The 13,580-nt window shown below is 45.7% G+C and carries 11 protein-coding genes; 1 reads left to right on the top strand and 10 read right to left on the bottom strand.

The window, feature by feature from the left end:
* The first annotated feature begins 146 nt into the window (after positions 1 to 146).
* On the top strand, positions 147 to 2,396 hold the full coding sequence (locus QNO02_RS12035; protein WP_289392152.1) for an FAD-dependent oxidoreductase: 2,250 nt from the start codon (positions 147 to 149) through the stop codon (positions 2,394 to 2,396).
* Between the two features lie 59 nt (positions 2,397 to 2,455).
* On the opposite strand, the gene bglB is transcribed toward QNO02_RS12035, so the two are convergent.
* The 10 genes from bglB to QNO02_RS11985 all read right to left on the bottom strand — a co-directional run bounded on the left by bglB (position 2,456) and on the right by QNO02_RS11985 (position 13,552).
* Complete coding sequence (gene bglB, locus QNO02_RS12030; RefSeq protein WP_289392151.1) at positions 2,456 to 3,526, bottom strand: beta-galactosidase BglB; 1,071 nt, start codon at positions 3,524 to 3,526, stop codon at positions 2,456 to 2,458.
* Positions 3,527 to 3,561: 35 nt separating this feature from the next.
* Positions 3,562 to 6,117: a hypothetical protein gene (locus tag QNO02_RS12025; RefSeq protein WP_289392150.1), complete on the bottom strand. Its 2,556-nt coding sequence runs from the start codon at positions 6,115 to 6,117 to the stop codon at positions 3,562 to 3,564.
* Between the two features lie 5 nt (positions 6,118 to 6,122).
* The gene (locus tag QNO02_RS12020) at positions 6,123 to 6,941 is read right to left on the bottom strand and encodes a carbohydrate ABC transporter permease (protein WP_434060068.1); all 819 of its coding nucleotides are present in this window, start codon (positions 6,939 to 6,941) and stop codon (positions 6,123 to 6,125) included.
* Between the two features lie 5 nt (positions 6,942 to 6,946).
* A complete protein-coding gene (locus tag QNO02_RS12015; protein WP_105598307.1) occupies positions 6,947 to 7,852 on the bottom strand; it encodes a carbohydrate ABC transporter permease in 906 nt (301 codons plus the stop codon).
* Between the two features lie 91 nt (positions 7,853 to 7,943).
* Positions 7,944 to 9,215: an ABC transporter substrate-binding protein gene (locus QNO02_RS12010; protein ID WP_289392147.1), complete on the bottom strand. Its 1,272-nt coding sequence runs from the start codon at positions 9,213 to 9,215 to the stop codon at positions 7,944 to 7,946.
* Between the two features lie 22 nt (positions 9,216 to 9,237).
* Complete coding sequence (locus tag QNO02_RS12005; RefSeq protein WP_076216236.1) at positions 9,238 to 10,119, bottom strand: AraC family transcriptional regulator; 882 nt, start codon at positions 10,117 to 10,119, stop codon at positions 9,238 to 9,240.
* Positions 10,120 to 10,356: 237 nt separating this feature from the next.
* Positions 10,357 to 11,157 carry a phosphotransferase gene (locus QNO02_RS12000; protein WP_353959109.1) on the bottom strand — a complete coding sequence of 267 codons (801 nt, stop codon included), beginning with the start codon at positions 11,155 to 11,157 and terminating at the stop codon, positions 10,357 to 10,359.
* An 11-nt stretch (positions 11,158 to 11,168) separates the two neighbouring features.
* Positions 11,169 to 11,444, bottom strand: coding sequence for a hypothetical protein (locus QNO02_RS11995; RefSeq protein WP_289392145.1), 276 nt, complete (start codon positions 11,442 to 11,444; stop codon positions 11,169 to 11,171).
* A 175-nt stretch (positions 11,445 to 11,619) separates the two neighbouring features.
* On the bottom strand, positions 11,620 to 12,159 hold the full coding sequence (locus QNO02_RS11990) for a GNAT family N-acetyltransferase (protein ID WP_289392144.1): 540 nt from the start codon (positions 12,157 to 12,159) through the stop codon (positions 11,620 to 11,622).
* A gap of 205 nt (positions 12,160 to 12,364) precedes the next feature.
* The gene (locus tag QNO02_RS11985) at positions 12,365 to 13,552 is read right to left on the bottom strand and encodes a glycoside hydrolase family 5 protein (protein WP_289392143.1); all 1,188 of its coding nucleotides are present in this window, start codon (positions 13,550 to 13,552) and stop codon (positions 12,365 to 12,367) included.
* Positions 13,553 to 13,580 lie beyond the last annotated feature (28 nt).

Here is a 13,580-nt window from a genome sequence, read left to right as displayed (position 1 = left end):
CCTGCCTTTGTTATGAAATAAAGTATATGCTCGATGATAATATAGTGTATTTGAAAAGTAAATATATAGAACTAATATGAAATTATAGATATGAAATAGGAAATCTGAGCTTAGGCTCATCCATATTCAATGAGAGAGGTGTTCATATGAAGCACGAACTCGTTAAACCGGATATCACCGTCATCGGGGGTGGGCTTGCTGGCGTATGCGCTGCCATATCTGCTGCCCGGCTGGGCCAACAGGTCGCTCTGGTGCAGAATCGTCCTGTGCTCGGCGGCAATTCCAGCAGTGAAGTACGCGTATGGGTCTGCGGCGCTACCGCCCATGGGATTAACCGCTATGCCCGCGAGACAGGCATCATGGGGGAACTGTTTGTAGAGAATCAGTATCGTAATCCAGAGGGCAATCCTTATCTCTGGGACTTGATCATTCTGGAAGCCGTTCGAGCTGAATCCAACATCAGCCTGTACCTGAACACGGATGTACATGAAGTCGAGGCCACTGGGGATGGAGATGAACGCATGATCACCTCCGTTACCGGATGGATGATGGGTTCTGAGCGCAAAATCCGATTCGAAAGTCAGATCTATCTGGACTGTACGGGTGATGGATTGGTTGGCTTTCTGGCTGGAGCCAAGTTTGCACTCGGCCGGGAAGCCCGCAGCGAATATGGTGAAGAATGGGCACCTGAGGTGGCTGATCAGATCACGCTGGGCAGTACACTTCTCTTCTATACCAAGGATGCTGGTGCACCTGTCCGTTATATCCCGCCTTCTTTTGCCAAGGATATTACACAGACCAGCATTCCGATTCGCCGGGTCATTCGCAGCGGGGATTCCGGTTGTCATTACTGGTGGATTGAATGGGGCGGTGAACATGACACTGTTCATGACAATGAGCTGATCCGTGATGAACTGTGGTCCGTGATCTACGGGATCTGGGACTATATCAAGAATTCCGGCAAGTTTGATGCCGACCATATGACGCTGGAGTGGATTGGTTCTCTGCCTGGCAAAAGGGAGTACCGCCGCTTCACGGGTGACTATGTGCTCACCCAGAACGATATTATCAGCCAGCGGGAGTTCCCGGATGCCGTTGCCTTTGGCGGCTGGTCCATCGACCTGCATCCTCCGCAGGGCATGTACGCCGAAGCGAGCGGCTCGAAGCATATGCATGCCGACGGCGTATATCACGTGCCGTTCCGCTCGTTGTATTCCGCAAATGTGCGGAATATGCTCATGGCCGGGCGCGACATCAGCGCATCACATGTCGCCTTCGGCACAACGCGCGTCATGGCAACATGCGCGGTCATCGGCGAAGCCGCTGGTACGGGCGCGGCGCTCTGCGCGGCCATGGAGGTGTCGCCGCGCGAGCTGCACGCGGGGCATCTGGCGTTGCTGCAGCAGACGTTGCTGCGGCAGGACGCTTCCATCATCGGGGTGCGCAGCCACGATGAGCTGGATCTGGCCTGGCGTGCCAAGGCTACAGCCTCCAGCACGCTGACGGGCATCGCCCTTGAGCAGCCTGGCGAGACGTACCCGCTGGGTACGGATGTTGCCCTGCTGCTGCCTGTGCATCCACTGCTCAGCGGCCTGGAGCTGCTGCTGGATGCATCCAGCGATACCGAGCTGACGGTAGAGCTGTGGGATACGGGACGTAAGGAGAACTACGTCCCGCATTCGTTACAAGTTACGGTGACTGTTAACGTTACAACAGGAACTGCGCAGTGGGTGAAGCTTCCGCTCGAATGGCGACCGGAAGAACCGCAGAATGCTTTTATGATCATCCGCTCCAATAAAGCCGTCTCACTCTACCATTCGATAGAAGCACACAGCGGGGTGCTGATCTTCTTCAAAACAGAAGAAAACCACGTGTCCAAAAATCTGGAGGATCATGCCACGGATCAGCCTGTCGTATTATGGTCCATGCAGGGGTTGGCGCGTCAACCGTTCTGCTGTCGTACCCTCTCTGAGACCACGGCCTATTCAGCGGACAACACGATCAACGGTTACCATCGCCCCTTCGGTGGGCCCCAACAGTGGATGTCGCAGCCGATGGAGTCTGGGAAGCCAGAATGGGTACAACTGACATGGGAAGAGCCACAAACCTTGGCTGAATTGCACTTGACGTTTAATGATGATGTAAACGAGGATCTGGTTAACCTCCATCACCATCACACCACATTCCGTGTGATGCCTGAACTTGTGCGTGATTATCGCGTGGATGTACTGACTCCAGCTGGCGAATGGACACAAGTCGCAAGTGTTCAAGAAAACCATAAAAGAAAAGTTATTCATTCCCTGGATGTCCCTGTGTCAGCTCAGGCTCTGAGAATCATAATTGATACCACAAATGGCAGCAGATATGCCGAATTAATCGAGATTCGAGCTTACTAAAACAAAAAGGAGGATACAGGAAACTGTATCCCCCATCCTCCGTACAAGTCCGACTTATTCTATTCGGCGGTTGGAACCCGCAAGCCCTCAATCAGAATAAACAACGTTAGTGCTTGTCCATAACCCATCGGACTGATCGCTATATCTTTATAAAACTGAGCATCCTGCCCCACAGGAGTACCATAGGACACCTGCTGTACAACTCCGTGATCATCAATATGTTTCAAAACCGCTTCAAGCGCTCTCAAGCCATTCTGGCGATAGGATTCATCCAGGTATCCATACCGGATTCCCTTGAGAATGCCGTATCCAATCGCTGCTGTTGCCGAGGTTTCTTTGTAAGAGGTTGGATCATCCAGCACAGTGTGCCACATGCCATCTTCACCCTGAAGCTTGCTCAATGCTCTGACTTGAGCGGTTGCTGTATCCAGCAGATAGTCCTTTAGCCCGTCTTCAATCGGAATGATATTAAGGAAATCCATAACTCCCGCCGTATACCATGCATTGCCTCTTCCCCAATGAACAGCACCATAATTATGATTTTCGTTGAAATCCCAGCCATGATAGAATAATCCGGTTTTCTTATTGTATAGATATTTGATATGCACAAGGAACTGTCGTTTGGCTTCTTCCACCATGTCGGGTTTCTTGAAGTATACCCCTGCCTTGGCCAAAAATAGCACCGTCATAAATAGGGTATCAATCAGAATTTGACCATCATTGGCATCTCCCGTGATCATATGTTGAAACGCACCATCTCCGGTTCGCAGCAGTCCGTCCATGATCCAACTGCTCCACTCCTCACAGACCTGCTCGTACTCCCTGTTTCCGGTCAGCTCGCATAGTGAGATCAAAGTAAGGAGTGGAGCACAGGTGTTCACATTTTTTTCCGGTAACCCTTCCATCAGCCTTGCATTGTACCATGATTCCAGAAATTCCAGCACTTTAGGATCTTTCGTTGCCTCATGGAGCTGAAGCAAGCCATACAGACCGACACCTTGCGGCCATTCCCATAGATGTATGTCGATTAGTCCGATGGGAAACTGTTCATTGATGCTTGTGTTTTTCATAGACTCCATCGCTTGGGATACCTTGCTTATTCTCTCCTGCAGCACCATTTGATTCAGCATGTTGGTTATCACTCCCTTGGTTTCTTGCACACGATTCAGCGCTCCATGTCCATTAACTTCAGTTGTCCCTTCACTCCATGACCTTCGTGTATAATTTCCTCTTCTTGAATATAAAAAGGCTTGTTCATTCCCCATTGGATTGGACCATATACCGGGTCTGTTAGAGTGAGAGTTAAAGCTCGATTATCGAATTGCGGGCTTGAAGAACAAACTTGGTTGATAAAAGCGTCAAATGACCCGAATTGCTGTTCGCTTCCTGCTCTTATAATCCAGGCGTTACGCAAGCCAGGGGAAATAAGCTCACGCTCTCTTGTTACCCCGTTGCTCTCCATACTCGTGCCGTTGGCCGCATATATAGCTGCATAACCCTTATTCAAACGGGCAAAATGCCAGTTCTCATGCTTTACCCATTCCGTGAAGAAGTCAGTAGGAAAATAAGCATGTGTCCAGTCAGAGTTGTTATCCGCAGGAATATCAAACATCATCAAAGCGATCCCCTCATGCTGAACAACGTCGGGTAATATCCCATTCCCAGCCCAGAAGCAAGGCCGACCATCCCCATGCTTGTATATTTCTGCCGGATGATTCACCCAAATCTGCGCCTCAGGTGACAGAGATAAATGCTGGACATGCTCCTGATAACCTGGCTTGCCTGGACGAAAGCGAATGATTGAGGATAAGGAGTATTCCTCAGTCCGACAGTGATAGAGCTTGGCGTAACCTCCCTTGCCCTGCTGATTGGCAAACACCAATTGTTGATTCTCCCCAAGCAACAGATGCTCCTGATATGCTGCTGGAGGACTGTAATCCGATAAACTCAAGGCAACATTGCTTATTGAATAATTGTTTACATTGCCAACGCCATAAGCGATCCAGCACATTGAAGTTGTTCCCGCTGCATAACCACCCAGCAGTTCCTTCTCATAGCTGCGCCCAAACGTTGTGGACAAAACTCCTTGATGCATCTGAACGGTAATATAATAGAATAACAGGTCCATCGCCTTTTTGGCTTGTTGCCTGAGCTGTTCATTATGGGCAAACTCATAGATATGCAATAGCCCAACCGCATCAATTGGAATGTATGCACTTGAATTCCATTCTGCCAATCCTTCATCCAAAAAGCGCTCAAACCATAGTGCAAGCCTTTGCTCTGCTTTTTGACGGTGTACTTCACCGGATTCACCACTGTTGCTGAACGTTTCATCCCCAAACAACTGTCCGGCTAACAGTTCATTGGTATGGAACAATAAGGCATGGTTCTCACTGAAGAACCACATCACATCATCGCCAGGTTCATCAATCCAATATCGATAGCCCAGAATACTTGTTTTCACCCGATCCCAGAACGATTCACTGAACAAACCGCTATTTCGTTCATCTCTCCATAGACGGAACAGCCCCACCAGATAGAAGTCACTGCAATCCTTCCGTTGCTCAATCCCTTCCACACCATTAAGCAAAATGTTCTCTGCTTCTTGCAGATTACCTCCTGTTTTGAGCATGGCGATCGCCTTATGAATATTGGGACTGCCTTTCTCGGCAATGCATCGCAGTGCCAGGGATTTGCGGTCTTCAATATCCACAGCTTGCTGAGCTGCCTCATCATAGCTGGTATCATAGGATTGGCAGCCAAATTTCTTGGTTAGTACAACATTTGATACTGAAATAGTCAGCGTGAAATATACGTAATGATGACCGAGTTGATTCGTATGTGCCAGGACCAGATCCGTTTCCTGTTCGGCGATGTGTATTGTTTTATTTTCGGTGCCATCAAAAAAATTACCATACTGAATATCAACCTCTCTAACGATATCCGGTAAGGGAAGTGGCAGCTTGAGCTTAATCTGCTCACCTCTGAAAAGATCCGAAGGAAAATAAGCCTGTTCGAGGGCTTCCTCTGCGGATTTTACAGACTCCGCCAAATGAGGAGCAATAGGCAGAGAAATCACTAATTCCTCGTCTCCTAGGTACTCCACCGCAAAAGCATACATCGTATCCCGCTCAGCCAGATCCTCCCAGCAGGCATAGATCTCATTGATTCCGGCTACAAGTTCAGCTTTAATAATGATTTCCTGTTCCTTGTTACGCGTGAGTGGTGCAAAGTCCGTCACCATTTCCCCATTCATCCACAACGTCAGACTGCCATAGGTCTTAATCCGCAAAGAGGCGGTATGAGCAGTCGGAGAAATTAGTCTTGTCGCCGCGTAACTGCGCAGATGTGTTGGCACAAACCAAAATCCTGATTGCTCCACCCGTGGATTATTCCAAGGAGAATACAGTGCCCAAGGCATTCCGTTTTCTTCTCCAACGAAGTCGTCTCCCGGGCTAGGAAACTCGCTCCATTGATCAAAAAATCGGTTCAGAGGCTGCGTCCTCCTATGTTCTACAAATTCCTTTCTGCATGGATTCTCATGAATGGCAAAACCGTCGATTAGCCAATCATTAATATCTCCCTCCATCGTTGTTGGAACAAAGGCAACAGGTTTCGTATATATGCCGCTGATCATCCAATGATTAATGACCTGATTGTGACCTAATTTCATAGGTTTATAATTCAAGGTATCCATCCCACTCCGGGTGGTATCTGACATTCAACTCATCCTTTCATTCCTGAAGTAATCATACCGCTGACAAAATATCGCTGGAAAACCATAAAAACAATGAGTACCGGAAGCATCGTGATCACGGACATCGCAAGCAAACTTCCCCAATCCACGTTGTATTCACCAATAAAATTAGAGAGTGCAAGCTGGATCGTATATTTCGATGGATCACTAATTGCAATTAACGGCCATACAAAATCATCCCATCTCCACATGAAGGAGAAAATCGCGAGCACCGCAAGAATTGGCTTCGCTATCGGAAGAATAATGCTCCAGTAAATTTTCCATTCGCCCGCTCCATCCATCCGGGCAGCTTCCAACAGCTCGTCCGGTACGGACAACAAATACTGCCGCATAAGGAATACACCTGTTGGGGTTGCTGCTGGCGGGATAATAATCGCGAGCAGGCTATTATACAACCCCAGTGCACTCAGCACTTTGAATATGGGAATCATGATTACCTCAATCGGAATCATGAGTGTTGAGACAAAACCGATTAATATGATCGTGCTTCCGCGGAAGCGGTACTTCGCGAGTGCAAAACCTGCCATGGAATTAATCAATAACAGCAGCACCGTTGACGACACGGTTACGATCGTACTATTCATAAAATATAAGCCAAAGTCACCTTTCCTAAATGCTTCCTTGAAATGCTCAAAGGTGACTGGCTGCGGCCACAACTTGGGAGGGAAGCTGTACAGATCGCTATTCGTTTTCAGAGAAGAAATCACGACCCACAGGACAGGCAGGAGCCACACCACTGCAGCAACACTTAACATAGTGTAGATGAGGATTTTGACCATAGGCTTCATTACCATTACGTAGCCCCCCCTTTCGATAGACGGAATTGCAGAGCCGAAAATCCACCAATAAGGATAAACAGCATCACCGACATGGCACTGGCCAGGCCAAGCTCCTGTCTGTTAAAGCCAATCTCATAAATATATTGAACAATATAGGTGGTATCTTTGCCCGGTCCACCACCTGTAAGCGCAAACATAAGTGGGAATGCTTTAAACGCGTCAATCAGAGTCAGCATAACAACAAGCAAACTTGTGGGCTTCAAAAGCGGGAGTGTGATATAGCGGAACACCTTCATTCCCGTTGCCCCGTCCAAGCGGGCAGCCTCATAATAATCCGTAGGTATAGCCTGCAAACCCGCGATAAAAATGACCATGAAGAAGCCTGCACGTGACCATACTGTCGCGATGATTACAGCCGTATTAGCCCAAAAGGAAGAAGTTAAAAAACCAACAGGTTCCACACCAACCACGGTTAACAGATGATTCAAAATGCCAAATGAATCTCCGAAAATCCACTTCCAGGTCAATCCTACGATAATGTAAGAAATCATGGTTGGCCAGTAAAATACGGCCCTGAAGAACCCGCGCATTCTAATCTCGCGCGCAAGCAGCAAAGCAATACCTAACGCTGCTGCATATATTAGCGGGACAACAATTGCCGCATAAATCCCCGTTCGTCCGATGGTCGACCAAAATTCCCGATCTCCTATAATTTTGATATAATTATCCAGCCCGTTGAACTTCATTGGGTTCAATCCATCATAGACATGGAAGGAATAATAGAGGCCCAATAAAGAGGGAAATACGATAAAAGTTCCAAAGATCAGGAGGTTGGGAAGTATAAACAGATAAGGAGCAATAACGAGCTTCCTGTTCTGTTTTGCCAGCGTATTCCTGTTTAATCGTTGTCCTTCACTCATCTGCTTGCCCCTTCCTTATGCATTATTCGAAAGGGAGCTTTACAGGTGTCGGTAAGCTCCCGTTATGTGAATTAACCAAATGACTTTACGTTTATTTACTGCCAATAGCCTCGTTAATCAGCTTGGCTGTTCGATCCAAAGCCTCCTGCGGAGTTGCCTTATCGGATAGAACCTCAACAATATTATTTTTCAGGTCCGTTGAAATTTTGGATATAATCGTCTGTCTAGACCAGTCATTAGCTGCAAGAGGCGAACTGTTCTTCAGTTCATCCGCGAAAATTTCAAACATCTCCTTGCCGAATTCATAATTCAATACAGAGCTGTCCTTCCGCGGACTCATAAACAATGATTCCTGGTTATATTTTGAATTCACTTCTTTGGACGTTAAGTATTCAATAAATTCTGCCGCCTCCTGCTCATATCCGCTGCCTTCAAAAGCCATCAGAAACTTCCCGCCTGGTACTGAAGAACGTTGTGTTCCTTTTGGCATATAGGTGACTCCCCATTCAAAATCGGTGATATCCTTGTAATTGCTGATCATCCAGTTGCCAGCCCAGTGGGTAGCCACCGTCCCGGAACGGAACAGGTTGTTCGGATTTTCCCCTCCGAGCCATACGGATTCGGGCATGATCCCTTCTTGATGGAGCTGCTTGAACTGCTCCATGCTACGGATTCCGGCTTCACTGTTAATCGCTGCTGCAGTGCCATCCTCTGTTAAGATGCTTCCGCCATTCTGATACAAAAGAGTGGACCATCTATGCGGTGTGACATCCCATACCATGCCATAACGTGCTCCGCCTTTGTCCATAACCTCTTTTAACGCAGCTGTATATTCATCCCACGTCCATACCTGGTCAGGAGAGGTCGGTACTTTGACGCCCGCTTTATCAAATAAGGTTTTGTTATAAATAAGCCCATTCGCTGTAACATCCATAGGCGCAGCTACCAGCTTGTCATTAATAACATAATAAGGTTTAAGTGAGTTAATAAATTGATCCTTGAATTGGTCCGCATTGTCCACGTAGGGTGTCAGATCAACCGCCTGATTAGCAAATGATCCGGTATCCGTGACCCGGCTCAGGGCAGGTGGCTTTCCACCGGATAACATTGTTTTTAATTTGGTTTGGATATCCTTGAAGCCAACTTCAATCAGGTTGATTTTAACCTTGGTATTGGTCTGCTCATACTCTTTAATGATTTCCTTGATGACTTCTCCTTCTTTTCCGTCAGAGAACCACAAGAAATCCAGAGTTGTTTGTTTTGAATTAGCATTGGTACCTGAATTTCCGCAAGCAGTCAATATGATGAGTAACATGACCAGTACCATGCTAGTGATAAGCTTAAACGTTTTTCTTCTTGTCATATCAACATCTCCTTGGAAGGGTCTAATGAATTTTGGCTTCGTTAAGCAATTCACTTTTACGGAATAACTGTGGTGATACACCCACATATTGTTTAAAGGCCCTGCTAAAATATACAGGTGTATTAAAGCCTAGTGTCTCAGATATGGATAAAATCGGTGCATCCGTAGACAGCAACAATTTTTTGGCCTCTGCAACTCTTTTCCGTATAACATAGTTGCTTATGGTATATCCCGTTGTCTCTTTGAAAGAATGACAAATGTAGTACTTATTCAAATGGAGTGTTTTGGACAGTTCATCCAACGAAACATTCTCCGTGTAGTTCTGGTTTAAATAATGAAGAACCCGGCTTACGCTTGTCTGCTTCTGGGAGGAACATAAGATAGGATTGGCGGATTGCTCACTGGTTGTTTTCCGGTAAATCCGCAGTAGCAATTGGGTAAGACTTAATTTGACCATTGTTTTGTACCCTGTATTTCCTGCCCCCATCTCTTCCTTGATCCCCTTAAATATACCTGTGATATGCTCACGCTCCTCCGGAGGCCAATGCACCAATAACCCATTGGGATGACGGAATATGGACATCAGATTCTCCAACTGACTGACAGCAAGCATGTCCAAAAGCAATAATTCCGTGAAATTGACAAAACTTCGCTTGTACACGATTTCTCTTGAAGGATTGATTCGGTGGGGCACACCTCCTCTGAATATAAACATATCGCCGGGCAGCGGCTTATATATTCGGTCACCGATTAAAAAGGTTGCATCTCCTTGAATAAAATAATGTATCTCATACCCATTATGCGTATGAACAGGCCATTCATCCTGAAAATTATCTGCTTCAGATCGCACATAAACTTCATTTTCCTGCAAAGCAATATTCGTCGGGGTGTGTATGGTTAGCATCAGTAAAGATCTCCCTTCCCAGAATATAAAAAGCAATATAGTTTAATAATTTACAATGATAGCGCTTTACAATGAATTGTATCACAGTTATTTCGTTCTAATCTGAACTATATTGCTGTATTGTTGATCACAATTGTTGAAAATGATTAGAAAGGAATTCATAGGGATTTGAAAGATGAAAACAAAAAAACCGCTGTCCAGCCCGTAGGCTATCACGCGGTCTATTAGCATTACCTCTCAAACCCATTCATCCCAATGGTTTTCAAGAAAAATGACTTCTTTCTCATAGTGGGCCAGATGACCCTCTTCGACCATCTTCATAAAAGCGACATCTCCATCCGCCGCACGATCAGTCAGTGTTTTACACATGAAACGGATACGGGATATGACCCAATCCTTCAAATCTGCTGGAACACTCAGCCCGTACGTAGCCATAAATAAGGCAATCCGTTCTTTTCGAACAGTTCCGTGCGCCTCGCTATCGTATGGCATTACACCCTTTCCGTCCATCTTTGGTGAAAATTCTGCGAGTGGAACGGATGTATACAAGACATAGGCGATATCCCACATTCGCGGACCTGGACCCGCCATATCAAAATCAATAATGCCATGAGGACGGCCATCCTTGTACACCACATTATACGGCGCAAAATCGTTATGACATACAACTTCATCTTCAGTTAGGCCTGGATATCTGTTCGTTGATACTGATGTTGTTGTAAATCCAACGGTCGCATCATGGTAACTTCTCAACAGTTTCGCGACTTCAATCAGAGATTCGTCTGACCACATATACTCTTCTAGATCAGGATAATCATTGCCTGGAACGATGCCTTCGAGGTAAGAGAGCGTTTCTCTCCCCTGTTCATCTATTCCCAGAAATCGAGGGGCATGATCATAACCAACTTTTTCGAGATGTAATAGCAATTCATGCACATATGGATTTGGTTTCGCATGCCGGCGAACCGTCTCACCTATTCGGACAACCTGATTCACATTACCTCCCGATAACACTTCCTCCTGTTTGGCCACTCTCATCCCTCCTTAAGCTAAACTTCCTTGCTATACCCGTGATTACGATTTTTCTTATAACTCCCTGGGAATCCCGCGACCAATAGTGTGAATCCAACGAAGAACATGAAGTATACAAGTAAACCTGTTGGATGCTCGTTCGTCTGAGCGAACTGGGGCACGTTAGTCCCTCCTGAAGCATATCCTGCTTCTACTATAGCGACAGATACTCGTATTGAGATTCGCTCCATTGTCGAAATAAACACACTGCCAAGCATGAGAATTACACCCAATATCTTGTTGATATTGTTCATATTACGCCTCCTACATTAACCGCACACAATACTGCATACGCTTTATCTACTTATGTGACTTTCGATTCTCTATTCCATATTCCTGCATTTATGTCCAAATGTGTTCCATTTTCAATCTCATCATAGCAAATAGCGCCGTCATCTCTGACGCCGCTGTTGACGCTCTCTGAATAAGTTACGTGGCTACCACTTGGTGCAGATCCATACTATTTTCGAAAAAGGCTGACCGTTCAACATGATACAGATCATACATCTGTTCATTCATATTAATCCGTTGATATACATCTGGATACACATCATTCGCTAATTTCACATAAGGCAGTTTTTGTACGGCTTTTCTGGATCTTATATTTTGCTTGCGTATCTTCATAAATACCGTCTCAATCCCATGTTCCAGAAACAATTCAACAAAGAAGGCTGATTTGGCTCTTTGGCTATACCCATTTCCAAAAAACGGTGATCCAATCCATGTGGCTAAAAAACCGGTTTGATGCTCAATGTGATATAGATCTATGGTTCCAATAGGCTGACCTGTTTCATTCAAAATCGTTCGGGAAATCACTGTCTTTTGCTCTTCTTCGGCTATCAATTGTTTCGTGAGGAATAGATATTCTTCATACGATTGGCATTGATAACGAACGTAAGGAGAAACTGCGGGGTCCATCATTAAGCTGTACAGTGAATGGCATTCCTGCAAATCACGTTTTTTTAACATTCTGTCTACCACCTAGTCCTTTTAGTTCGCTATATCAAGCAAATTAAGTATATAAAAGCTATTGTGGGATTTAATGAATTCTGTATGTGGCTTATGTAAAATGCATTGGTAAATGTTGTACGACTTCACCTCGGGTAACACCAAAAAAACGGCATGTCCCTTTTGAAGGAACACACCGTTTGCATTGATACAGATAGACAGTAAATTATTGCATACCTTGCATGATTGCATTAATGATATTTTGCTGCGTCACAGTATTGTTTGAACGGTTAAACAATGCAAATCCATGTTGACCGTTATGCCCGTTATCCCAATAAACAGGAACCATTTTGTATTTTTTAGCTTTTGCGGTAACTGCTTTTGCGTATGCAGCACGATATACATTGTTGCTGGAATCGTAGGACGTTTTATCAATGGAACCGAACTCACCAATCACTACAGGATAGCCCTGAGTCACAAATTTGTCGTACATGGACTTGAACTGCGATTCAAGATAATCCTCTTGTCCCCAAGTAGACTTCTTGGCAGGATTCGTAGAAGTTGCACCCCACTGTGTGATATTACCGTTTTCCTCACCTGCAAAATCCCACGGAGAGTAATAGTGTGCCGAGATCATGATTCTCTTTTGCGAACTAGGAATAGCCGAGGATCTGTAATTATCTGTCGGAAGAGCAAAGCCATAATTACCAACAGTGTAGTCAATATTGGTATTCCAGCCTGGAATCAGCAACCATCTGGCATTGTTGTTACCTCCAGTCTGACGAACCGTATCCACGAAGATTTGATTGTATGCGTTCAGATTGGCGTAATACGCCGAGTTTGGATTGCCATAGTTACCATCGAATACTTCGTTCATGGATTCGAAAATAAGGCGATCATTGTAGTTGCTAAACTTGGTGGCAATCTGCTGCCACACCTTCTTATATTTTTCCTTAATGGCAGTCTGATTGCCACCATTCACGAGCAGCCATCCACCCTGGACGGAATTATACCCATCACCATGGATGTTGATAATAACATACAGACCTTCATTGTACGCGTAGTCCACGACTTGCTGAATTCGATTCAGCCATGCCGCATTGATTGTATAATTGGGAGCGCTTCCAATGTTGTTCAAATAAGAAACGGGAATACGAATGGATTTGAATCCTGCCGCTTTTACCTTTTTGATTAACTCTGGAGTTATTGTAGGATTACCCCAAGCTGTCTCATTCGGTGTACCGTTCACCGCTGCTTCCAGCTGATTGCCGAGATTCCATCCTGCACCCATCTCAGCCACCACTTGCGAAGCGTCTGCTGCTGATGCTTTAGCGCTCCATCCGGTAAAGGCCACGGCAGCGACTAACACAAGCGCCAAGCTGCTGACGCCAAATTTCTTCCATTTTTTGAACATAACCATACCTCCGCTTATTCTATTATTT

Origin of the sequence: Paenibacillus sp. PK1-4R, assembly GCF_030369595.1 — a bacterium.
In the GTDB taxonomy this organism is placed as follows: Bacteria; Bacillota; Bacilli; order Paenibacillales; family Paenibacillaceae; genus Paenibacillus.
This window is presented reverse-complemented; position numbering and strand designations above follow the sequence as displayed.

What these genes read in the sequence shown, in the direction of transcription:
- QNO02_RS12035 (WP_289392152.1), top strand. Translation starts at nt 147, where the DNA reads ATGAAGCACGAACTCGTTAAACCGGATATCACCGTCATCGGGGGTGGG.
- bglB (WP_289392151.1), bottom strand. Translation starts at nt 3,526, where the DNA reads ATGCTGAATCAAATGGTGCTGCAGGAGAGAATAAGCAAGGTATCCCAA.
- QNO02_RS12025 (WP_289392150.1), bottom strand. Translation starts at nt 6,117, where the DNA reads ATGTCAGATACCACCCGGAGTGGGATGGATACCTTGAATTATAAACCT.
- QNO02_RS12020 (WP_434060068.1), bottom strand. Translation starts at nt 6,941, where the DNA reads ATGAAGCCTATGGTCAAAATCCTCATCTACACTATGTTAAGTGTTGCT.
- QNO02_RS12015 (WP_105598307.1), bottom strand. Translation starts at nt 7,852, where the DNA reads ATGAGTGAAGGACAACGATTAAACAGGAATACGCTGGCAAAACAGAAC.
- QNO02_RS12010 (WP_289392147.1), bottom strand. Translation starts at nt 9,215, where the DNA reads ATGACAAGAAGAAAAACGTTTAAGCTTATCACTAGCATGGTACTGGTC.
- QNO02_RS12005 (WP_076216236.1), bottom strand. Translation starts at nt 10,119, where the DNA reads ATGCTAACCATACACACCCCGACGAATATTGCTTTGCAGGAAAATGAA.
- QNO02_RS12000 (WP_353959109.1), bottom strand. Translation starts at nt 11,157, where the DNA reads ATGAGAGTGGCCAAACAGGAGGAAGTGTTATCGGGAGGTAATGTGAAT.
- QNO02_RS11995 (WP_289392145.1), bottom strand. Translation starts at nt 11,444, where the DNA reads ATGAACAATATCAACAAGATATTGGGTGTAATTCTCATGCTTGGCAGT.
- QNO02_RS11990 (WP_289392144.1), bottom strand. Translation starts at nt 12,159, where the DNA reads ATGTTAAAAAAACGTGATTTGCAGGAATGCCATTCACTGTACAGCTTA.
- QNO02_RS11985 (WP_289392143.1), bottom strand. Translation starts at nt 13,552, where the DNA reads ATGTTCAAAAAATGGAAGAAATTTGGCGTCAGCAGCTTGGCGCTTGTG.